The 23,427-nt window shown below is 53.9% G+C and carries 18 protein-coding genes and 1 tRNA gene; 12 read left to right on the top strand and 7 right to left on the bottom strand.

Translation table 11 applies throughout. From position 1 onward, the window contains the following. Window positions 1–126: 126 nt before the first annotated feature. From WBY09_RS10700 to WBY09_RS10690, 3 genes are all read right to left on the bottom strand, one after another. On the bottom strand, window positions 127–1,173 hold the full coding sequence (locus tag WBY09_RS10700; RefSeq protein ID WP_336232703.1) for a septal ring lytic transglycosylase RlpA family protein: 1,047 nt from the start codon (window positions 1,171–1,173) through the stop codon (window positions 127–129). Between the two features lie 71 nt (window positions 1,174–1,244). After that, window positions 1,245–2,249 carry a lytic murein transglycosylase gene (locus WBY09_RS10695; protein ID WP_064781365.1) on the bottom strand — a complete coding sequence of 335 codons (1,005 nt, stop codon included), beginning with the start codon at window positions 2,247–2,249 and terminating at the stop codon, window positions 1,245–1,247. A 23-nt stretch (window positions 2,250–2,272) separates the two neighbouring features. Then, window positions 2,273–3,097, bottom strand: a complete 825-nt coding sequence (locus tag WBY09_RS10690) for a YdcF family protein (protein WP_336232701.1) — start codon at window positions 3,095–3,097, stop codon at window positions 2,273–2,275. A 161-nt stretch (window positions 3,098–3,258) separates the two neighbouring features. Between WBY09_RS10690 and WBY09_RS10685 the strand changes: the two genes are divergently transcribed. Then, a tRNA-Ser gene (locus WBY09_RS10685) sits at window positions 3,259–3,348 on the top strand. 109 nt (window positions 3,349–3,457) lie between these two features. After that, a complete protein-coding gene (locus tag WBY09_RS10680) occupies window positions 3,458–3,796 on the top strand; it encodes a zinc ribbon domain-containing protein YjdM (RefSeq protein WP_336232700.1) in 339 nt (112 codons plus the stop codon). 87 nt (window positions 3,797–3,883) lie between these two features. Here the strand turns inward: WBY09_RS10680 and WBY09_RS10675 are convergent, their stop codons facing one another. Both WBY09_RS10675 and WBY09_RS10670 read right to left on the bottom strand, forming a co-directional pair. Further along, window positions 3,884–6,124, bottom strand: coding sequence for a TRAP transporter permease (locus tag WBY09_RS10675; RefSeq protein ID WP_336232699.1), 2,241 nt, complete (start codon window positions 6,122–6,124; stop codon window positions 3,884–3,886). Between the two features lie 113 nt (window positions 6,125–6,237). Next, complete coding sequence (locus WBY09_RS10670; RefSeq protein WP_336232698.1) at window positions 6,238–7,212, bottom strand: TAXI family TRAP transporter solute-binding subunit; 975 nt, start codon at window positions 7,210–7,212, stop codon at window positions 6,238–6,240. A 291-nt stretch (window positions 7,213–7,503) separates the two neighbouring features. Here WBY09_RS10670 and WBY09_RS10665 point away from each other — a divergent pair, with 291 nt between their 5' ends. From WBY09_RS10665 to WBY09_RS10625, 9 genes are all read left to right on the top strand, one after another. Next, window positions 7,504–9,450: a methyl-accepting chemotaxis protein gene (locus tag WBY09_RS10665; protein ID WP_336232697.1), complete on the top strand. Its 1,947-nt coding sequence runs from the start codon at window positions 7,504–7,506 to the stop codon at window positions 9,448–9,450. Window positions 9,451–9,801: 351 nt separating this feature from the next. Then, window positions 9,802–10,575 carry an ABC transporter ATP-binding protein gene (locus WBY09_RS10660; protein WP_197147487.1) on the top strand — a complete coding sequence of 258 codons (774 nt, stop codon included), beginning with the start codon at window positions 9,802–9,804 and terminating at the stop codon, window positions 10,573–10,575. Between the two features lie 88 nt (window positions 10,576–10,663). Next, the gene (locus tag WBY09_RS10655; RefSeq protein ID WP_197147488.1) at window positions 10,664–11,461 is read left to right on the top strand and encodes a transporter substrate-binding domain-containing protein; all 798 of its coding nucleotides are present in this window, start codon (window positions 10,664–10,666) and stop codon (window positions 11,459–11,461) included. Window positions 11,462–11,575: 114 nt separating this feature from the next. Then, window positions 11,576–12,268 carry an ABC transporter permease gene (locus tag WBY09_RS10650; protein WP_008891030.1) on the top strand — a complete coding sequence of 231 codons (693 nt, stop codon included), beginning with the start codon at window positions 11,576–11,578 and terminating at the stop codon, window positions 12,266–12,268. A gap of 3 nt (window positions 12,269–12,271) precedes the next feature. Then, window positions 12,272–13,018, top strand: coding sequence for an ABC transporter permease (locus WBY09_RS10645; protein ID WP_197147489.1), 747 nt, complete (start codon window positions 12,272–12,274; stop codon window positions 13,016–13,018). A gap of 115 nt (window positions 13,019–13,133) precedes the next feature. Beyond that, window positions 13,134–14,273, top strand: a complete 1,140-nt coding sequence (locus WBY09_RS10640; protein ID WP_197147490.1) for a succinylglutamate desuccinylase/aspartoacylase family protein — start codon at window positions 13,134–13,136, stop codon at window positions 14,271–14,273. A 181-nt stretch (window positions 14,274–14,454) separates the two neighbouring features. Continuing rightward, window positions 14,455–15,288, top strand: coding sequence for a deoxyribose-phosphate aldolase (gene deoC, locus WBY09_RS10635; RefSeq protein WP_252724120.1), 834 nt, complete (start codon window positions 14,455–14,457; stop codon window positions 15,286–15,288). A gap of 59 nt (window positions 15,289–15,347) precedes the next feature. Beyond that, window positions 15,348–16,571, top strand: a complete 1,224-nt coding sequence (locus WBY09_RS10630; RefSeq protein WP_197147492.1) for a phosphopentomutase — start codon at window positions 15,348–15,350, stop codon at window positions 16,569–16,571. A 6-nt stretch (window positions 16,572–16,577) separates the two neighbouring features. Beyond that, window positions 16,578–17,264 (top strand): DsbA family oxidoreductase, encoded by a 687-nt coding sequence (locus WBY09_RS10625; protein WP_197147493.1) that lies wholly within the window; start codon window positions 16,578–16,580, stop codon window positions 17,262–17,264. A gap of 58 nt (window positions 17,265–17,322) precedes the next feature. On the opposite strand, the gene mfd is transcribed toward WBY09_RS10625, so the two are convergent. Then, window positions 17,323–20,820: a transcription-repair coupling factor gene (gene mfd, locus WBY09_RS10620; protein ID WP_336232696.1), complete on the bottom strand. Its 3,498-nt coding sequence runs from the start codon at window positions 20,818–20,820 to the stop codon at window positions 17,323–17,325. A 7-nt stretch (window positions 20,821–20,827) separates the two neighbouring features. Next, complete coding sequence (locus tag WBY09_RS10615; RefSeq protein WP_197147495.1) at window positions 20,828–21,100, bottom strand: FAD assembly factor SdhE; 273 nt, start codon at window positions 21,098–21,100, stop codon at window positions 20,828–20,830. A gap of 226 nt (window positions 21,101–21,326) precedes the next feature. On the opposite strand from WBY09_RS10615, the gene recG reads away from it, so the two are divergent. Beyond that, complete coding sequence (gene recG, locus WBY09_RS10610) at window positions 21,327–23,414, top strand: ATP-dependent DNA helicase RecG (RefSeq protein ID WP_197147496.1); 2,088 nt, start codon at window positions 21,327–21,329, stop codon at window positions 23,412–23,414. Window positions 23,415–23,427 lie beyond the last annotated feature (13 nt).

Here is a 23,427-nt window from a genome sequence, read left to right as displayed (position 1 = left end):
AAATAATTTCTCTATGCACCGGGAAACGGTGTATCCGCTGATTTGCTTATGTCGCAAATTCGGCAGAATTGTGCAACACCAACAAGCCCGGCATTTTAAAGCGGTAGCATATCCGGCTTTTTTCAATCAACAGACCGATGTCGCCGAGCCGCCATCAGCACACTCAACGACAACTTTTGCCCCGTTTTGGCCAGTTGCAATCACCCGTTCAAGCAGAATGTCCGCTTCCGGGACAGTTTCCAACGGACCAAGCCGCACGCGGTAAAAGGTCGTACCCTTGACGTCGATTGACTCAATCTTGCTAGGCGCAAGATCATAAAGGCGATTGCGCAGGTTTAAGGCATTGTCATAAATGGAAAAGGCACCTGCCTGGACATAGATCGAAGACGATGCGACAGGTGCAACTTCAACCACGGAGGCCTCTTCGACCACGCCTTCAAGTGGTGCGGACTGAACACTTGCGCTGGAAGACGGCGGCGTCAGTTTGATACTCGAAGTGGTCGGTTCACCTGCATCGGTAATCGGTCCGTCATCAAGGCGGACTGTTTCAACAACATCGCGCGGTGCTGCCGTAACGGTGCTTTGTTCGGCTGAGGTCACTTGCGGGGCGGCTTTACCTTGCGCGATTGCTGCGATCTGACGGCTTTCGGCTTCAACCACTTCGACGAGAACCTTTGCCGTGCCTTTTCGCTCGAACCCAAGAAGCTGGGCTGCGCGGCGCGACATATCTATGATCCGCCCATGGGCGAATGGTCCTCGGTCATTGACCCGTACCTTGATCGACTTGCCGTTTTCAAGGTTTGTCACCCGAACTATGCTCGGCAGTGGCAAAGTCCGATGGGCGGCGGAAACTTCATATTGATCAAAAATCTCGCCGTTGGCGGTCTTCTTGCCGTGGAATTTGGGGCCATACCAGGATGCAATACCGGTTTCAGTGTACTCGTAATCTACGGCCGGATAATACCACTGGCCGGCAATCTCATATGGATTACCGATCTTGTAGTTGCCAATTTGGGCAGGTTGTTGTGACTGACCGCCAAGCCGCTTGACGCCATGGACGGCCAGTTGCGTTTCAGCACAGCCCGCCAGCAATACGCCAAATGCTGCAACCGCAAGGGTGATGCTGCATTTGGTTCGCAGATGTGCGAAGGCACTTTTTCGTGGTTTGGGCATCAAGGTGTCCCCGCTTGTAGATGCTCTGTCCATGCTCGTTCAGACAAGATATCCGTTTTCCGGACGTTGTTTTAACGACCGGCAATCGCATCGGCCAATGTGCCAACCGCAATCGCAAAGTAAGTCGAACGGTTCCAATGCATGATGGTATGGAAGTTGTTATAAACCATATATGCGGGACCTTCACCGTCATTTACGATGACAATTGATGCTTCCATGTCTGCCGCAGGCAAATCTGCGCCGTTTGGCATGCGAACGCCAAGCTCCTGCCACTCAGAAATTGGTTTTCGGATATCGCGACCTTCAAACTCGGTATTGAAGTTTTCCGGCAGCGAAATCTTGCGGCCCCAGCGCTCGTCTGCATGCCATCCGACCGAGGACAGATAGTTTGCCGCAGAGGCAAAGACGTCTTCCTTGGCCCCCCAAAGATCAATCTTGCCATCACCGTTGCCGTCGCGTGCGTAATTCAAGAAGGTAGATGGCATAAACTGCGCCTGCCCCATGGCCCCTGCCCAGGAGCCAGACATCTTTTCCGGCGCGATATGGCCAGCATCGATGATGGTCAGCGCGTTCATCAATTCCTTGCGGAAATACTCGGCGCGACGTCCCTCAAATGCGAGGGTGGCAAGTGAATCGACGACCGAGTATCCGCCGGTGAAACGACCAAATCCGGTTTCAATGCCCCAGAAGGCTGTCAGGTAATGACCCGGAACACCGTATTTCTTGGCCGCGGCGTCAATGATTTCACGGTTTTCGGCGTACTTCTTACGACCTTCATTTATGCGGGATTGCGGCACAACCCGATCAAGATATTGTTCAAAGGTCAGTTTGAATTCCGGCTGGCTACGATCATATTCGATCACTTTAGGGATCGGTTTGGTATTGGCAAAGGCAACGTCGAGTGTGGCATCGGAAATGCCTTTGCTTGCGGCTTCCTTTTTGAATTCAACGAGCCATTCGTCAAATCCTTCGGTGGTGAATTCTGGAAGTTTCTCATCGGTCTGTGCAAAGGCCGGTGCATTTGCCGCCATCACAGCAACGACGGAGGCGGCAGTCAGTAGTTTCCAGAATTTCATCTAAGCCTCATCCAATCATGTAATCAATTTTCCGCCCCGGGATCTTGCGGCCCAGGGAACCATGCGTCTGTGCGGCCGGTCCAGTAATAGGCGGTCAAACCAACCCATTCCCGCAAAGCACGGCCAAACGATTTGATACCGTCAGAGACGTTAAGACTTGCTAAATGGATGTCATTTGAGGTGGATCTGTCGACCGGATACGGGATCACATTCCAGCCGGCCTGACGGAATACACCTACCGCCCTCGGCATATGTTGCGCCGAAGTGATTAGTACCCAAGGCTTTTTGGCAAGTTCAGGCCACTCGCGATAAACTATCTCCAGAGATTTCGTGGCGTTCTCGTGCGTGTTCCGCGATTTTTCTTCAAAATACATATTCGACGTCTTCAGGCCCGATTCGTCCAGCCAATTTGCCAGGACAAAGGCTTCACTAAATCCACGCTCTGTCAGATTGCCATCCCCGCCGGTAAACAAGACAGGTTTATCAGGATACAAGCTGGCAACCCGCAGCATCGCGAATATCCGGTCTGCGGACTGTCCTACATTCATTTCGCCGCGCTCTAGGTAACTGTCTGGGTCAAGGCTCCCAGCCAACGTCACGGCTCCTGCAAACTCGATCTCTGGAAGTTTTGGTTTCTCGAACCGGGTTTCGAGAGGATGCGACAGCATATCTCCAACCGGGATAACCGTGATTAGCAACGAGGCTCCGCTCACAATAATCAAGCCAACTACTGCAAATTTGCGTGTTCTTTTGAGGAGCATGAACCCCAACAGAACCGTGAGGAGGAAACCGTGCATGAATACAGCATCGCTCAGGATGCTTACCGTTTTGGACAGGAAGTAGAACACGTGTGAAAATTCCAAAAAGAATTGGTTTATCGAATGTCATTACCATACTGAAATCAGGATAAATCACCAGCTTTCGCTGCAATATTGGATTGCCCTATTGACAGGTCATTCTCCCCAATTTATTGAAAGCGCCCAGAGCGAAACGCTCCAACCAGTTTTGCGGAGAGGTGGCAGAGCGGTTGAATGCAGCGGTCTTGAAAACCGCCGTGCCTTTACGGGTACCGTGGGTTCGAATCCCACCCTCTCCGCCATTTACTCCAAGACAGTGCAAACGCCAGTTCAGTAATCGCACGGTGATGTTCTCTGCGTGCTGCCAAGCCGTATCTGTCAGGACGTCATAATCGTCGAAAGGTCACTGATATGAGCGAATTGCCACCCTGCCCCAAATGTGAATCCCCTTACACCTACGAAGACGGTGACTTGTTAATCTGTCCTGAATGCGCCCATGAATGGTCGCTTGCAACTGGACAGGCGGATTCAAATGTTGTTCGCGATTCCAATGGCACGCCACTTGCCGATGGCGATACGGTTTCAGTAATCAAGGACCTCAAGGTCAAAGGATCATCAGCCGTCGTCAAAGTCGGGACCAAGGTTAAGGGCATTCGCCTTGTCGATGGTGACCATGACATCGACTGCAAGATCCCGGGCATCGGTCAGATGGGGCTGAAATCGGAGTTCGTAAAGAAGGTTGTTGACTAGGCAACTGAATAAAAGCTCGACCAGAAGCAAAAAAGCGCACCGAATGTGGTGCGCTTTTTCTTTTTATGGGTATTTGTGTCTAAGAGCTTAGTCAGCCCCGCCTGTCCGGAATGTCGTTCCTGGTTTCGGCTTCAAAATACGCTGGATGAAGAGCGTGCCGATTGCCATCCCCACCCCGATCAGATCCGTAATCAGACCGCCGGAGATCATGAACAACGCTGCGATAACAAGCAGAATGCGTAGGAACCAAACCGCCGAACGGCCAAGGAACCAGCCTTGAACGCCAGAAGACAGAAGGAATACGCCCACTACGGCTGTAATCAGCGCTTGACCTATCTGAAGATAAGTTCCGTCCATCAGGATGGCAGAGTTGTAGAAGAACATGAACGGTACGATGAAGGCGGCAATACCGATCTTGAATGACGCAACCGAGGTTTCCATCGGGTTGGCCCCGGATATCCCGGCCGCAGCATAGGATGCCAACGCCACCGGCGGTGTGATCGCCGAAACCACAGCAAAGTAGAACACGAAGAAGTGCGCCGTAAGTGGTTCAATTCCAAGCTCAATCAGGCCAGGTGCTACCACAGATGCCGCAACGGCATAGGCCGCTGTTGTTGGCATTCCCATGCCAAGCAAAATGGCAATCAGCATGGCAAAGACCAGCGCCAGAAGCTGGGAGGCTTCGGCCAAACCAAGCAGCAGGTTGGAGAAGCGTGCTCCAACCCCGGTAAGCGCAATCACACCGACAATGATACCCGCACAGGCACAAACTGCGATGATCTGGATCGACATGCCGCCTGCGAGCTCAAAGGCCTTGGCAACCGACCGTGCCCCGACGCGATTTGGCGTTAACCAACTGACAACGACAGCCGCAACAGTAGCAAGGGTCCCTGCCCTGATCACGGAATAGCCGAGGAACAGTGCGATGATCAGAATGATGATCGGAAGGAACAGGAATACCTTTTTGATCATTACATCAAAGCGCGGCAATTCATCTTCGCGCATGCCGCGCATGCCAAGTTTCGCGGCCTCAAAATCGACCATGAAATAGATCGACACGAAGTAAAGAATGGCCGGAATGACGGCTGCAATCGCGATCTCGGTATATGGAATGCCGGTGATCTCGGCCATGATGAAGGCACCGGCCCCCATAATCGGCGGCATGATCTGACCGCCGGTTGATGCCGCCGCCTCAATCGCGCCGGCGGTCTTTTTGTGATAGCCGACCTTTTTCATCAGCGGAATGGTGAGCGAGCCGGTGGCCACCACGTTCCCGGCAGACGTACCGTTAATCATACCCATCAAGCCGGACGCAAAGATCGCAACCTTTGCCGGGCCACCACGGGCACGACCAGCGACCGAGAAGGCAAAGTTCACGAAATAGTCGCCAACCTTGGACGCCTGCAGGAATGCTGCAAAAATGATGAAGAGAATGATATAGGTCGACGAAACAGCGGTCGTCGGGCCGAGGATCCCTGCATCGGTGTAAACCTGGCTAAAGAAACGCTGCCATGTAACAGACGGCGACTGCAGGAACCCTGGCAGGAATTCACCAACGAAAACGTAGATCAGGAAGATCGTTGCAATGACCACCAATGCCAGACCGGCGACCCTTCGGGTCAGCTCCATAATCAGCAATGTGCCAGCAACAGCGGCGATTGAAATTCCGATTGGCGCAAAGGGTGTGCCCGTCGAGTTGCGCATCAATGTGCCATAAATCGTGATCAGATAAACAGCGACCGCGAAGGCACAGACGCACAGCACAAAGTCGGGGGCCGAATATTTTTCACGCGATGTTTTGTGGAACCAGGACAAAACAATACCGCCGACTGTCGCCACCAGAAGCGGTGTTCCGAAAAGCCAGGTTTCATTAAACTTGATTGTCGCATCAATGCCGTTCCACATCACGCCGTTCTGGATGTCGAGCGCGAAGCTAAACGCCATACCGGTGGCCATGAATGCCGGCACGAGAAGAACATATGACAGATACCCCAAAAGCGGTGTACCTGTGCCCGGGCTGTCATTGAAACTGGTGGCCGAGTACCACAGAAAACCAAGCGCAAGTGCGCCCGCAACGTGAACGATACGGAAGTTCCATGTCTCAAGCGGAAAGTCGGGAAGAAATGGCAGATTAACAATCCCGCCCGTCATGCCCGAGAGCGAAACACCATTCAGTGCAAGCATGTGGAAGGCTGCATAGATTGCAGCGGAAATCGTGATAAAGGTCAGGCCACTGCCTTCGAAGAGGCGTCGATTATGTTCGACCGGCTCTTCGTCAACACCATCGGCGATAAGGTGTTCGTCTTCCACCTGGCTTTTGTTTGTCATCTGTTCCCCCGCTCTCACGCAAGTTTGTTTTTGGCCACAGGCAAGCTGATAATTGAAAGATGGCGGACCGTCCGCCCGGACAGTCCGCCTTCAAGATGTTTAACAGACAAAAATTAGTAGATCATGTCTGCCGGAATGGATGCGCCATTTTCGTTGAACCACTTGGCAGCACCCGGGTGCCACTTCATGACCATGTTCTTGTCCCAGTTTGCCGGAACAGTCGAACGGGCCGCACGGTGGATTGAAACCATCCGCTCGTTGTCAGACATCACAACGTCGGTGGCGGCGTAAACAAAGCTTTCCGGAAGCTCGCAGTTGGCAATGGCAAAGTTCCACATCGAAACCGAACGCGCCGGTTCGGTCAGCGTGGTGTAAGTGTCTGCGGCAATGTCAAACTCGGATACCGGGAAGGCATCCATGATCTGTTTCTGTTCGGCTTCGGTGAATTCGATGATGTTCACGTCAGTCTGGACTTCAAGCTGGCTGACAGCCGGAACCGGAACACCTGCGGCGAACGCAATAACGTCAAGCAGGCCATCCTGCAGCTGGCCACCAAGGTCGGCCCAGCCACCATTACGACGTTCGAAGTCAACACCGAGTTCTTCTAGCATACGCGGGAAATATGTATCAGAGGTTGAACCTGCCGGACCAAAGCCGATTTTGGCACCCGCCGGAATTTCCGCAACCGAGGTAATCCCCGAAGAAGAGAGAGCCGTGATCGAGAACGGTGTCTGATACATCGGGAACATTGCACAGGCGTTGGTCATCTGAAGACCCGGTGCAATCGGGTTCGTACCTGCGAGTGATTCCGCTGCCGGCCCCATCGTTGTCATACCAAAGGCGGCTTCACCGGTATGGACAAGGGCCATGTTCTGCATCGGGCCGCCTGTGACTTCACCGCCACCCGAGATGCCGAGTTCTTCTGCCACAAGGTTCGCCCAGCCAGAACCATACGCGAAATAGGTCCCGCCCTGTGAAGCTGTACCAACGGTAAAGCTCTCCGGCCAGTCAGCACGATCCTGAGCTACGGCAGCAGTGCTCCCGAACGCGAGCGCGACCGCCATCCCTGCAAATAATGCGCGTTTCATTAATTTCCTCCGTTTATCGGTATTTTGTGAGAGTTCGCTACAAGTCATTTCCTCATATGGGGAAACTCAAAGTTGATAGCAATGTGGTTCTTAATCAATACCGAAAACAAAGAGATTTCATAGTGATGTCGATCTCTTGTCGGGTGCTACTTTAGTTGCATCCCGCAATGAGAAGACATTCTCATGTATCAGTTTTTCAAAAGCCTGAATGTTCGCGGCGCCAAGTGCTTGTAATCGCGTTACGCAACCACATTTGTTAAATGTAATGTACTTCTTCCGGAGGATTGCTGCATGTCGCTCAATATTGGTAGCCGGATATTGCTTGCTGCGGCAATGATCGTTGTTGCGACGTTCACGGCATTCATCCTCTATTTCGACTATCAGCAACGAACATACATCCAGAATGCGCTTGTGGCTAAATTGACCGAGAGTGGTTCGTTGGCCACTGCCGGCATTTCAAACTGGCTTGATGGCCGGCGCCTGTTGGTTGAGAGCCTCGCCAACAATATTGCCCGTGACAGTTCTCCCACCAATGTCTCTGAAGTCGCAAGCGGTGAGGCATTTGCCGAGTCATTTATCTATTCATATTTCGGCAGTGCTGACGGTGTAATGACAATGTATCCACCCGATGATCTGCCGCCCGAATACGACCCGCGCCAACGCCCATGGTACGCAGATGCAGTTTCTGTCGGTGACAGTACCCTTACCGAACCCTACACCGATGCATCCACCGGTCAGCTCATTGTTACGGCGACCACACCTGTTTTTGATGGATCAAACCTTCTTGGGGTTGTTGGCGGTGATATCGATATTGGTATCCTCGGTGACTTGGTTCGCAGTATCGATTTGGGCGGGATCGGATATGGCTTTCTGGTTAATGATCAGGGAACGGTCCTGATCCATCCGAGTGCAGAATTCACCCTTAAACCCCTGCCGGAAGTGTTTCCTGACGACACACCAACGGTAAAGGAAGGCATGGAGAACATCATTGATGGCACAGGCGATCAGTTGTTCACCTTTTTCCGCGTCAATGGCTTGCCTTCTGTAAACTGGTATCTCGGCTTTGCACTTGATCGCGATGCCGCATATGCGTCGCTTACCGAATTTCGCTACACTGCAATTATTACCGCGATCATTGCCATTCTGGCCATAATGGGCCTGATGGGGCTGCTGGTACGTATTTGGGTTTCGCGGCCGGTTATGAGTATGACGTCGGCCATGACCCGCCTCGCCAATGGTCAGAGGGATGTCGATGTTCCGGGAACGGAACTCAAGGACGAAATTGGCGCAATGGCCGCAGCTGTTCTGGTGTTTAAAAACAACGCTGCAGAAGTGGATCGTCTGGCGAGCGAGAACGAGGCCGCAACCAGACACGCGGCTGAGGCGCGTAGGCGCGCCATGGAACAAATGGCTGACAATTTCGAGAAGAGTGTTCTTTCCATTGTGGAAACAGTGGCTGACGCAGCCGAAAAAACGCAGTTGGTCGCAACTCAGTTATCTGCCAATGCAGAGGAATCGACGGCCCGTGCCGCCGCAGTTTCGAGAGCAGCGAACATAACAACAGAAAACGTGCAGGCCGTGGCGTCCGCAACCGAGGAACTCTCTGCTGCCATTCGCGAAATTGGTGCACAGGTTACGCAATCAATCGAAGTTGCGACCGAGGCAGTTTCTGGCGTCAACAGTACCTCTGCTACGGTAACGGAGCTTGCCGAGGCCGCTGAGCGGATCGGAAAAGTCGTTGGTCTCATTCAAGATATTGCCGGGCAAACAAACCTTCTGGCGCTGAACGCTACCATCGAAGCCGCTCGTGCAGGTGATGCTGGTAAGGGCTTTGCCGTCGTTGCCGGTGAGGTGAAATCGCTTGCCAATCAAACGGACAAGGCTACTGGCGATATTCAGGTTCAGGTCGATGGTATTCAAGGATCGTCGAACCGTTCGGTGTCGGAAATCAGGTCTATTTCCGGAACCATCGAGCGGATCAACGAATTCTGTAATGCCATTGCAGCCGCGGTCGAGCAGCAAGGGGCTGCGACACAAGAGATTGCAGACAGTGTTCAACGTGCAGCATCGGGCACACAGGAAGTCTCGCAAAATGTGTCGGCCGTTTCTGATACCGCCAACATGGTAAGTGAGGAAGCCAACTCGCTCCTTTCGTCTTCCCAGGAATTGCGAAAACTTGCCCAGCGTCTCAGGGAAGAAGTTATCGGCTTCCTGAAATCTGTGCGTGACAACGACTAGGTTATAAACGGGCACTGGTTTGCGTGGTTTGAAACAGTCGTCTTTGCCAACCATCGGCCGGATTCCGTCGTGGGCGCATCTTCTCCCTAAAATCCATGTAGTTTTTTATTGCGTAAAATCCCTTACTGCTGCACGATTTGTGCAATGCGGTCGTTAATGGTGATGTGTAACCGTCTGAAACCGCAGTTTTCTTCATAAAACTGCAAAATATCAGTGGAAATGCTCTCGTTGGACAGGCAATTATTGACGGAATGAGAGGCGCTTTGGCGTGTCTTGTGGGGGAGCATCCGATTTGGGATGCTAAGACGAACGAAGAATGAAGACTCTCAACAGGGATAATTTAAACTCGTTATGAGCAAAGACATACCCGCCCTACAGGTCGAAGGGATGTTCAAAAGCTTTGGGGACCATGAAGTTCTTAAAGGAATTGATCTTACGGCCAACACCGGGGACGTGATTTCGATTATTGGCTCATCCGGTTCGGGCAAAAGTACGTTTCTGAGATGTATCAACCTGCTTGAAACGCCCAATGCTGGCGCTGTTCACGTAAAAGGTGAACTGATCCGCATGAAGAGGCTCAAAGATGGCTCACAGGAAGCCGCCGATAAGAAGCAGCTTCAGCGTATTCGCACCAAGCTTGCGATGGTGTTTCAAAGCTTCAATCTTTGGAGCCACCTGACCATTCTCGAGAATGTCATCGAAGCACCGATCCACGTGCTTGGCGTTCCGAGAAAAGAAGCAATCGAGAACGCAGACGCGTTGCTGCAAAAGGTCGGGATGTATGAACGTCGGGATTATTATCCCGGTCATGTCTCTGGCGGCCAGCAACAGCGTGCAGCCATTGCGCGCGCGCTTGCGATTTCACCTGACGTCTTGCTATTTGACGAACCGACATCGGCACTTGATCCGGAACTGGTCGGTGAAGTTCTCAGGGTTATGACCGATCTTGCGGAGGAAGGCCGCACGATGCTTGTCGTGACCCACGAGATGGGCTTTGCGCGCGGTGTATCAAGTCATGTGATGTATTTGCATCAGGGACGGGTTGAGGAATTCGGCTATCCGACCGATGTATTCGAGAATCCAAAATCGGAACGCATGAAGCAGTTTCTTCAGCGCGATTTCTGATTTGGGCAGACCAGGGCCTGGTTGGCTCTGGCCGCAAGAATGGGAGCACGTCGTTGCGCGCCATTCCAATCAACAAGGGAGACTATGAATGAAAAACTGGATCAAGGTTGCATCTGCCGCAGCAATTGGCATTGCACTGAGTGCTTCGGCAGCAAGTGCTGCCTGGGAAAAAGTCGTTATCGCGACCGAGGGTGCCTACCCTCCGTTCAACATGATGGACGACAATGGCAACCTCATCGGTTTCGACGTTGATTTCGCCAACAAGCTTTGCGAAACCGCAAAGATCGAATGCGAAATCGTTGCTCAGGACTGGGACGGCATGATCCCGGGTCTTTTGGCCAAGAAATATGACGCGATCATCGCTCAGATGTCGATCACCGAAGAGCGCAAGCGCTCCATCGATTTCTCCGACTACTACAGCAACACGCCGGCAGTGTTCGTTGGTAAGGACGGCATGAGCATCACCGCTTACAAAGACGGCGAAGTCATGGAAGACGCGCTTGATGGCATGGTGATCGGTGTTCAGCGTTCGACCACGCACGCAAACTTCCTTGAAGACAACTTCCCGGGTATCGAAATCCGCATGTACGGTACCCAGGACGAAGCCCTGCTTGACCTGACCGCTGGCCGCGTAGATGCGACCCTTGCTGACTCCGGCACCCTCGAAGCATGGGTAAACTCCGAAGAAGGCAACGGTTACGGCTTCGTTTCCAACCAGTTCGCACCGAGCGAATGGTTTGGCGAAGGTGCCGGTATCGGTATTCGCAAGGAAGACCAGGACCTGAAGGAAATCTTCAACAAAGCCCTGGCTGAAATGCTTGAAAACGGTTCTTACGAAGAACTGAACAAGAAATACTTCCCGGCGATCGATCTGCATCCGAATTGATCTGCCTAATCTATCCGGGGCGGCGAATTGTTCGCCGCCCCTCCCTTATTGTTGGGTGTTGCTTTTAATCAGGGGTGAAAAGCACGTTCGGCATCAAGGAAAGCTGGAGATACCATGCTTGATTTATACGGCCGCGGCTGGCAGATGCTTGAAGGGGGACTGGTCACAGTTCAGCTTTGCCTGACCGTTTTGCCATTCATGATTGTTATTGGTTTATTAGGTGCCTCAGCAAAGCTGTCGCGCTATCGCACGCTACGTGTGATCGGGGAAAGCTATACCGTTCTTATTCGCGGCATTCCCGAGCTGCTTGTTATTTTGTTGATTTATTTCGGCGGCACCATTGCTGTCCAAAGCCTTGCCGAAGCGATTTCCGGCGAGGAAACCCGCGTGGATATTCCCGCATTCTGGTCAGGTGTTGCTGCTTTGGCCCTGGTTCAGGGTGCGTTCGCATCCGAAGTTTTCCGTGCCGCCATGCAATCGATCCCCATTGGTCAGATCGAGGCCGCGACAGCGTGCGGCATGACACCGATGCAGATTTTCATGCGCATCAAGCTACCGCAACTTTGGCGTTTCGCCCTGCCCGGGCTTAACAACCTGTTTCAGGTTCTGATCAAGGACACCGCGCTTATTTCGGTTGTTGGTGTCGAGGAAATCATGCGAAAGGCCGCCATTGGCGCCGGAACAGAGAAGGCACCGTTTACCTTCTATCTGGTGGCGATGCTTATGTTCCTTTCATTTACAACGGTTTCGCTGCTGGTCTTCAACTATCTTGAAAAGCGGGCTGCCCGCGGTGTGGCGAGGGCGTAGCAGATGTTTGAAGATTTCATATACGTTCTTGGCAAGTACGATACCTGGCTATGGCGCGGCTTTTTGCTGACCATCGAGCTACTGGTGATTTCGGTAACTCTTGGCACGCTTTTGGCCATTCCGTTGGCTGTGGCGCGTGTTTCGAAAAAGGTATGGATACAGGCCCTGCCCTTTGCCTTCATCTATGTGTTCCGTGGAACGCCGCTGATCGGGCAGTTGTTCATGATGTATTATGGCGTCGGGCAGCTGATTGCCAACATCGACGGCATTCAGGATCACTGGACCTGGACCTATCTGCGCGACCCGTATTGGTATTGTCTGCTGACCTTCGTTCTGAACACGGCGGCCTATGTTGCCGAAATCATGCGCGGCGGCATCCAGAATGTGCCGAATGGTGAACTCGAAGCCGCCCGTGCATGCGGTATGTCGCCGTGGATTACGTATCGGCGCATTATCTTTCCCCGCATGTGGCAGATGATCTGGCCAGCCTACACCAACGATGTGATCTTTACCCTCAAGGCGACGTCGCTGGCATCGACCGTCACCATGATGGAATTGACCGGTGCTGCGCGTAAGATCGTTGCGCGTACCGCCCTTCCCTATGAGGCGTTCATATCGGCCGGTGTGATATATTTGATTATCGTTTACTCGCTGACCTTTGGTTTCAAGGGGATCGAACGCTATCTGCGTCGCAGTGAGCAGCGCAGCGAACCCAAAACAGGCAGAGCAAAAGCAGTAACCTCGGCCTAAAAAATTCCCGATCAAACCCGGTATTCGGAGACAGGTACCTGTCGGCGTGGCGTCGAAGGTGCCTTGATCCGGCCGGGTTGATTTGCCCCACGCCACCACCTTTCAGGATTTCGAAATGCAAGAAGAACGCATTGAACTCGTCCGCCCACAAATGGGCACCTCGCGCGCTTTGACCGTGCGGCGCTTTGGCAAACCGGGCCAAGGCCCAAAGGCCTATTTTCAGGCGGCCTTGCATGCCGATGAATTGCCCGGCGTCATAACGCTGCACCATCTTGAGGCACTTCTGAAGGAAGCAGACGCCAAGGGCGACATCACCGGCGAAATCGTTGTTGTTCCCTTCGCCAATCCGATCGGTTTTACCCAGTATGTCGATATGAAGCCGCTTGGCCGCTTCGAAATGCGCAGTGGTCAGAACTTTAACCGTCACTATCCGGATCTGAGTGCAGCACTTATTGATGCTGTTGACGGCAAACTGGGTCAGGATGCCGAGGCCAACGTTGCATTGATCCGGACCGAGTTGCGCCGCCTGATAAAGGAACACCGCAAGGATGTCAGCCCGCTGACAGATCTGCAGGATTTGCGTCTGACACTGGCGGAGCTTGCGATTGATGCCGATTACGTGATGGACCTGCATTGCGACTGGGAAGCACCGATGCATCTTTACATCAGCGACCATAACTGGCCGGATGCAGCAGATCTGTCGGCACAGATTGGATCGGAATGCAGCCTGATCGCAGAAATCAGTGGCGACAACCCGTTTGACGAGGCATTCAGCCGCCCCTGGGTCGAACTTCGCCGTGCCTATGGCGACAAATTCCCGATCCCGATGGCCACACTTGCAACTACGATCGAACTGCGCGGTGATCGCGATGTCTATGATGATTACGCAATCGCAGACGCCGCCAATCTGTTCAAGTTCCTGCAGCGCCGTCGACTGATTGCAGGTGATCCGGGCCCCCTGCCAGAAGCCAAATGTGATGCCACCCCGCTTGCCGGTGTGGATCGCGTGATGGCGTCACATGGTGGCATGGTTGTTTTCGCGGTTGATGCTGGCGCAAAAGTCAATGCGGGTCAGGAGCTCGGCTATGTTCTTGATTGTGAAACCGGCGAGAAAACCCCGTTCTCAAGCCGAACCGACGGGGTGCTGTATTCCCGCATCGGTATTCGGCTTGTCGTTCCGGGCGGATATCTATGCTCGGTCGCGGGTGAAAAACCGCTTGAAGGACGTGAAGGTCAGCTTCTTCTGTCGAAATAGCGCGCCTTTGACGTTTCCGCATTCTGATTGAAACTGTATTTTGAGACGGATCGATTGATTGCCGAATGAAGGTTGGATACCCTTCAGGCCGTCGTTGATCCGTCTTTCTCATTCGGGCCAGATGGTCACCGATTTTGCCGATATTGACGAACCGCGCAGTGCGCGTTGCAAGGAATGTTTGATGTTCGATCCGAAAACTGTTTCAGAAGTCATTTCAGTTGCCAAGAACAAGGCCGTGCCAGATGCCGCGACAGCACGCCGTGCGATTTCTGTTCTGGATTTGACCAGCCTGAATGATGATGACAATGAACAGGTCATCGAAGCCCTGTGCAAACGCGCGCAAACGCCTGAGGGAAACACAGCTGCTGTTTGCGTCTATGCCCCGTTTATCGAAACCTCTTGGCGGGCACTGGGCCAGTCAGGTGTGAAAACCGCAACCGTGGTGAACTTCCCCGAAGGCGGCACCAATGCCCAGCGTGTCGCCGATGAGACCGCAAATTGCGTTTCCAAGGGCGCAGACGAGATCGATCTTGTCTTCCCCTACAAGGCGTTTCTTGATGGCGATGCCGCGACTGCAACGGATGTTGTCGATGCCACGCGCACGGCCTGCGGAACGATGACCACCATGAAGGTCATCCTTGAAAGCGGCGAGTTTGAAGATCTTGGCAAACTTTACGACGCCGCCCGGCTTGCCATCAAGCATGGTGCGAATTTCGTCAAGACATCGACCGGCAAGGTATCTGTCGGCGCAACGCCCGAAGCCGCGGTTGCAATGCTGACAGCCATTCGCGATGCCCGCGACGAGGATGGTATTGATGCCGGCTTCAAGGCATCCGGCGGAGTTAAATCAACCGAGGACGCCGCCCTTTATCTTGCGATTGCCGATCACATCATGGGCGATGGCTGGGCAAAACCGGAAACCTTCCGTTTCGGGGCAAGTGGCGTTTTGACCGCGTTGCTTGAAACCTGTGGTTCCAAACCGGGTGATGCACCGGCTGCGACTGGCAACTACTAGAATTTATGACTATCTGCTGGGCATCGCATTGCCCGGATAAGGTTTGAAGGAAGACATCAATGGCACGTGCCATCATTATCGTGGCGGACAGCTTCGGGATCGGTTCGGCACCGGACGCGGCAAAATTTGGTGACCAGGGTTCTGATACCCTTGGCCACATTGCAGAACAATGTGCCAAAGGCCTTGCCGATAGCGACAAGCGCAGTGGTCCCCTGAATGTGCCGAACATGGTCGCACTTGGTCTTGGCGAGGCTGCCAAGGATGCCACAGGTCGTGTCCCGCCCGGGCTTGATCATGGCGGTGCAATGATCGGCGCATTTGGCCATGCCAAGGAACTATCGCGCGGCAAGGATACGCCAAGTGGCCATTGGGAAATTGCCGGTGTGCCGGTGGATTTCGACTGGGGTTATTTTCCCATGACCGTCCCGACCTTCCCGGCGGAGCTGACCAATGCCCTGATCGAACAGGCCAAGCTGCCAGGCATTCTTGGCAATTGCCATGCATCGGGCACGACCATCATCGCAGAGCTTGGCGAAGAGCATATCAAAACCGGCAAGCCGATTTGCTATACTTCGGCCGACAGTGTGTTTCAGATTGCCGCCCACGAGGAGCATTTTGGCCTCGATCGCCTGTATGAAGTCTGCGAAATCGCCTTCAAACTGGTTGAACCCTACAATATCGGGCGTGTAATTGCCCGCCCGTTCCTTGGTGAAACGCCTGCTGATTTCAAGCGGACCTCGAACCGTCGTGATCTTGCCGTTCCGCCCCATAAACCAACGCTGCTTGATCTGTTCAGCCAATCGGGTGGCACGGTGATTTCGGTTGGTAAAATCGCCGATATCTATGCCCATCGCGGGATCGCCAAAAAGGTCAAGGCGTCGGGGAACATGGCGCTGTTTGATGCCATGATGAAAGAAATCGACGAAGCCCCGGATAACAGCATTGTGTTCACCAACCTGGTGGACTTCGATATGGAATTCGGTCACCGTCGTGATGTCGCCGGGTATGCAAACGCGCTTGAGGAATTTGATCAACGAATTCCGGAACTGCGCGCCGCGTTAAAGCCCGGTGATCTGGTGATCATTACCGCCGATCACGGGTGTGACCCGACCTGGCGCGGCAATGACCATACACGCGAATTCGTGCCGATCCTTGCCTTCGGACCGGCGATTGCGCCAGGACCATTCGGGATGCGCGAAACCTTTGCCGATATCGGTCAAACGGTTGCCGACCATCTCGGGATTGCGCCGCTGGCGACCGGAACGTCTTTCTTGAATGGATAAAGTGGAATGAACTGGCAGTTCGGACAAAGTGAAGCATCAAATTCGCCGATCAGGATCGAGGCGATTGTAGATACGATTTGTCCGTGGTGCTATATCGGCAAGAAGCGCCTTGAAAAGGCGTTGTCACGCGAAAAGCTTGATAACCTTATCATTCATTGGCGCCCTTTCCTGCTTAACCCGGATATGCCGAGCGGCGGCATTGATCGCAAACTTTATCTATCCGCAAAGTTCGGCGGAAGCGAAAGTGCTGAGCGGGTTTACAAGGCGATCGAGGATGCCGGGGCTGCAGTCGGTATCCCGTTCAGGTTTGATCTGATCAACGTAACGCCGGATTCAACGGACTCTCATCGCCTGATCTACAAGGTGTGCGCAGAACGGCCAGCGGTTGGCAATGATTTGGTCGAAGATCTGTTCGTGGCCTATTTCCTTGAAGGTCAGGATATCGGCAATCATGAACTCCTGGCCGATATCGCAGTTCGCCATGGCGAAGACAGAAACGAAATTCTTGAATATCTTGCCGGTGATATGGACCGGGAATTTGTCAGTCAGGAAAACCGGGTCGCGCATCAGATGGGTGTAACCGGTGTACCGTGCTTCCTGTTTAACAGCCGCCATGCCCTGTCCGGCGCACAGGAACCCGATATCCTTCAACGTATGATCCGACTGGCGCGGCAGGAAGAAATTCCGGTCTAAACAAGAGCCCATTGAGAATTGAAAAAGGCGGAATAACAATTTGTTACCCGCCTTTTCTTTATGCGTTTCCTGCGATATCCGAAAGCCGTTTCATCAATCGTTTGAGGCCTTCAAGCCGGTCAGTCGGACCATCCCACCCTGCGGAATAGACGATCTTGTGGTCCGGGCGCAGGCGGGCGACACCAACCTGTTGCTGGATGAAGCCGATCAAACCGGCCGGGTTCGGGAACTCGTTATTCCGAAGCGTGATGAGTGCCCCTTTCGGGCCCGCATCAAGTTTCTCGATATTGGCAACCCGACACCATTGTTTGATGGTGACCACATCCAGAAGGTTTTCGACTTCCTTGGGCAATTTGCCAAACCGGTCAATCATTTCGGCGGCAAACTGGTCGACCTCTTCACGCGATCTCAGTTCAGAAATACGGCGATAAAGACCAAGCCGCACACCAAGGTCCGGCACGTAGCGATCCGGGATCAGAACCGGCATGCCGATATTGATCTGCGGGACGAAACTTGCTTCTTCGGATGCATCAATCTCGCCCTTGGCTTCTGCCACGGCTTCTTCGATCATCTGTTGATAAAGCTCGATCCCGACTTCCTTGATATGGCCGGATTGCTCTTCACCAAGCAGGTTCCCTGCCCCGCGAATATCAAGATCGTGGCTCGCCAGATTGAACCCGGCACCCAAACTGTCAAGGGTCTGCATGACTTCCAGTCGTTTAAGCGCGGTCGCCGTCAGTTTCTTGCCATTGGGCAAGGTCAGATAGGCATAGGCACGCTGCTTGGAACGTCCAATACGGCCACGCAACTGATAAAGCTGCGCCAAGCCGAACATGTCTGACCGGTGAATGATCATCGTGTTGGCGTTTGGAACATCAATACCTGACTCAATAATGTTGGTCGCAAGCAGCAAATCAAACTTACGGTCGGTGAAATCGGTCATGACCTGTTCAAGGTCACGCGCGCCCATCTGGCCGTGCGCCACATCAAACTTGATTTCCGGCACAAGGTTTTGAAGTTCCTTGGCAACCCGGTCAAGTTCATTGACCCGTGGGCAAACATAGAAAATCTGGCCGCCACGGTAGCGTTCGCGCAAGATGGCCTCGCGCACGACAACCGGGTCATAAGGGGTGATATAGGTGCGCACCGCCAAACGGTCTACCGGCGGTGTGGCAATGATCGAAAGTTCCTTCACCCCGGTCAGGGCCAGTTGCAAGGTCCGCGGGATTGGCGTCGCGGTCAGGGTCAGGACATGCACATCGGATTTCAGTTCCTTGAGGCGTTCCTTGTGCTTGACGCCGAAATGCTGTTCCTCGTCAACGATCAGAAGACCTAGGTCCTTGAAATGCACACCCGTACCCAAAAGCGCATGGGTGCCACAGACGATATCGACATGGCCGCTTTCGAGGTTCGCCTTGACCAGTTTGGCGTTCTTGCCAGTGACAAGGCGCGACAGCTGTTCAACCCGCACTGGCAGGCCTTCAAAGCGCTCCTTGAAATTCAGGTAATGCTGCCGGCAAAGAAGTGTCGTCGGCGCAACAACAGCTACCTGCTTGCCCGACATCACGGCGGCAAAGGCCGCACGCATTGCGACCTCTGTCTTGCCAAAGCCAACATCGCCGCAAACGAGACGATCCATTGGCTTGCCAGCCGACAGGTCATCAAGGGTATCGCGGATGGCGCGTGCCTGATCCTCGGTCTCGGCAAACGGGAAACCGGCGCAGAATTCGTCATAAGCACCCTCAGGTGCCTGAAGCATGGCGCCTTTGCGCAGATGACGTTCGGCGGCAACCTTGATCAGCTTGCCTGCCATATCGCGGATGCGTTCGCGCAGCTTGGCCTTACGGGCCTGCCAGGCAACACCGCCGAGCTTATCAAGGATCGAGATCCCCTCGTCCGATCCATAACGCGACAGGACCTCGATATTCTCGACCGGAACAAACAGTTTATCGCCGCCGTCATATTCAAGCTCGAGACAATCATGCGGTGCGCCGCCAGCTGTCACGGTTTTCAGGCCCAGATAGCGCCCGATACCGTGTTCGAGGTGGACAACAAGGTCACCTTCTGAAATCTCGGACGCCTCACGCAGGAAATTGTCGGCCTTGCGACGGCGTCCACCCGGGCGGCTCATGCGGTCGCCAAGGATATCCTGTTCGGTAACAAACCAAAGGCCCTTGCGCCGGAAACCACGTTCGATATCGAGGATGACGACGCCGACATGCTCAAAGGTGAGATCGTCGGTAACATCTTCCCAGCATTCGCAGGTAACGACTTTGCCCACGCCATGCTCGCGCAGCAATGACACGATGCGATCACGCGACCCATCCGAATAGGCTGCGATAACAACCTGATTTTCCTTGCCGCGCTGTGTGGTGATGAAATCACGGAGTTCGTCATACAGATTGACGTCCGCACGCGCACGCACATCGCCGAAATCGCGCCCTGCCCGCGCACCAAGATCGTAAATACCGCGTTCGGGGTTTTCATCATCGTAATAGGGCGAGAATTCCAGAACCGGGCGGTCTGACAACATGCGGTCAAACTCTGCCTGGTCAAGGTAAAGCCGTTCTGGCGGCACCGGTTTATAGACATTGTCGCCCGATAGCCCGCCGCCCTTGATATTGAGACGTGCCTGATAATAATCATCGATCATCTCAAGGCGGTTTTCGATGACCTCGCCATATTGATAATCAAGGCTGATGATGGTTTCGGGCACATAGGCGAATATCGTATCCAACCCGTCATGAAACAGCGGCAGCCAATGTTCCATCCCGCCATATTTCAGGCCGTTGGAAATTGATTCATAAAGTGGATCGGTCTGCGATACCGCGCCAAACAGCTCGCGATAGCTGCTTCGGAACCGCGAAATGCTATCCGGGTCTAGATAGACCTCGCCGACGGGCAACAGGGAAATTTCCTTAACCTTGCCGACGGTGCGCTGGGTTTCGACATCAAAGCGACGGATGCTTTCGATCTCGTCACCAAAGAAATCAAGCCGAACCGGTTCCTTCATGCCCGGGGCAAAGATATCAACAATATCACCACGGACGGCGTAGTCGCCGGGCTCCATCACCTGTTCTGCACGGTTGTAGCCCATGCGCTCGAAATAGGCGGTCAGCTCGGCGCGGTCATATTCGCTGCCAGCCTTGAACGCCAGCTTGCCTTTGCGCATGACCTCAACGGTCGGGACACGCTGCATTGCCGCGGCGGCGGTTGTCAGGACGATACGGCCATTGCCGGCTGCGGACTCCTTGCTGTCGGCAAGGGTTGTCAGCGTTTCGACGCGCCGTGCGGTGACTTCCGAAATCGGTGAGACACGGTCATAAGGCAGGCAATCCCACGCCGGCAGCGTCAGGACTTCGATTTCACCGGCGAAGAATTGCAATGCCTCCGCCAGTTGGGCCATGCGCTTGTCATCGCGCGCCACATGAAGAACGGTCTTGTTCTTGCCCGCACTATCAAGCAGTTCACGCAGGATCAGGGCGTCTGCGCCTTCCGGCACACCGCCTACCCGTTTGCGACCGTTGGTCGATATGATTTCTTTGAGTTTGTTCAATGTCTTGTCAGGCGTTGCTCAGGTCCCGGATCATGCGCAGGACATCCGTGTCATACTGTGCAGGTGCCGCTTCCTTGCCGGTTGCCCATTTGAAGAAATCGGCATCCGGTACTTCATTGATCAGGATTTCAAATCTATCAAGCTGTTCTGCCGTCAGGGTCGCCAGATGCTTGTCCATGAAACGCCCCATCAGGATATCGTTCTCCTTGGTGCCACGATGGCTTCCACGAAACAGCAGCTTTTTACGGCGCATTTCAAGGCCCGATACGGTGTCGGTCATTCTTCGATCTCCTGACTTCCTGTGCAGTCCCTTGGGGAAGGCCACTGCAGCCTGTTCTGTGGCATGGTTTGTACGGCAAAATCTCCTACGGGTCCATGCCGTGATCGGGTCATTTTGTATCAAATGATGACTTGATGGTTGTGGCGGGATAGTTTTGTTGTATACCCGTGCCATAAACACAATTGTTCTATTAACGTTCTCATCGAAAGTTTCAACGAAAACCGACATGCGCCCGGAAATTCTGTTCCCGCTTTTTGCTGAAATCGACACGCTGGCCGGTATCGGTCCGCGGTTAAAGCCGTTGGTAGCGCGCCTGATTGGCGGGGAACATGTCGCCGACCTGCTTTGGCACTTGCCATCGGGCATTATTGATCGCCGGTTTTCGCCCGACCTTTCGGACACCATTGACGGGTCGGTCGTCACCATGGATGTCTGGGTCGAACGCCATGAGCCCGCGCCCAATCGTCGTCGCCCCTATCGCGTGATCTGCAAAACGCAAAGCGGTACACTTGTACTGGCGTTTTTCAATGCGCGGGCCAAATACCTTAATGACGTTTTGCCGGTCGGTGAGAAGCGGATTGTTTCGGGCAAGATCGATCATTATCGCGGGGAATATCAGATCACTCATCCCGACCGGATTGGTACAGAGGCCGAGCGTGCTGAAATCCAGACGGTCGAGCCGATCTATCCGATGTCGGCCGGGGTTACGGGCAAGACGCTGACCAAGGCGGTGCGCGGTGCGCTTGAAACGCTTCCCGATTTGCCAGAATGGCATGACCCGGCACTGGTCGCGCGCCACAAATGGCCCGATTTGAAAACGGCACTCTACACCATCCACAATCCGCAAGATGAAACGGACCTGTCACCCGATCATCCTGCCCGCAAGCGACTTGCCTATGACGAGTTGTTGGCCAATCAACTGGCCCTGACATTGATCCGGGCAAAGATGCGCAAGCTTGGCGGGCGTGTAACCAAGGGGGATGGACGCCTGCGTGCAGCACTTGGTGATCACCTGCCCTTTGCCATGACCGGTGCGCAGCAACGCGCACTTGGCGATATCTATGACGATATGGCAAGCGAAGGCCGCATGCTCCGCCTGCTGCAAGGCGACGTTGGTTCGGGCAAGACCGTGGTCGCGTTGATGGCGATGTTAAATGCGGTTGAATGTGGACGTCAGGCCGCCCTCATGGCGCCGACTGAGATCCTTGCCCGCCAGCATTTTGAAACCATTTCGCCGCTTCTGGAGAAAATCGGGATCAAATGCGCCATTCTGACAGGCCGCGATAAGGGCAAGTCACGCAAGGCTGCGCTTGAAGGTTTTACCAATGGGGACGTCCAGATTGCGGTTGGAACGCACGCTCTGTTTCAGGATGACGTGATGTTCCACGATCTTGCCTTTGCGGTTGTCGATGAGCAGCATCGCTTTGGCGTGCATCAGCGCCTTATGCTGGCTGGCAAAGGTCAGGCGGTTGATGTGTTGGTCATGACCGCGACACCTATTCCACGTACGCTGACCCTGACCGCCTTTGGCGATATGGAAGTTTCCAGGCTGGATGAAAAACCACCGGGGCGTAAACCGGTTGATACCCGCGTACTGCCGATCGACAAGGTAGATGATGTCATTTCCGGCATCGGGCGTGCGATGCGCAGCGGCACCAAGATTTACTGGGTGTGTCCACTGGTCGAGGATTCCGAGGTTCTGGATCTGCAAGCCGCCGATGAACGGTACCGGGTACTGGCAGAGCTATTTGGTCAGGATCATGTTGGCCTTGTCCATGGCAAGATGAAGGGCAAGGAAAAAGACGAGGTGATGGAAAAGTTCGCCAATGGCGACACATCCATCCTTGTTGCAACCACTGTGATCGAGGTCGGTGTCAACGTGCCCGAAGCAACGATCATGGTGATTGAACATGCCGAGCGTTTTGGCCTTGCCCAGCTTCATCAGCTTCGCGGGCGGATTGGCCGTGGGGATGCGGCATCGACCTGTTTGTTGCTGTATGGCAGTCCGCTTGGACAGGTTTCCAAGGCGCGTCTCAAAATCATGCGCGAAACCGAGGACGGGTTCATCATCGCCGAAGAAGACCTGAAACTTCGCGGCGCGGGCGAGGTTCTTGGCACCCGTCAAAGCGGCCTTCAGGAATACCGGCTGGCCAATCTTGAGCTACATGGTGATTTGCTGGCGATTGCGCGCGATGATGCCCGCCTGATCGTTGATCGCGACCCCGATCTGCAGAAGGCGCGCGGCGATGCATTGCGTCTGTTGTTGTACCTGTTTGAACGCGACGAAGCGGTTCGATATTTCCGTTCCGGATAACAAAGAACAAAGG

Origin of the sequence: Thalassospira sp. CH_XMU1458 (assembly GCF_037027205.1) — a bacterium.
Classification (GTDB): domain Bacteria; phylum Pseudomonadota; class Alphaproteobacteria; order Rhodospirillales; family Thalassospiraceae; genus Thalassospira; species Thalassospira tepidiphila.
This window is presented reverse-complemented; position numbering and strand designations above follow the sequence as displayed.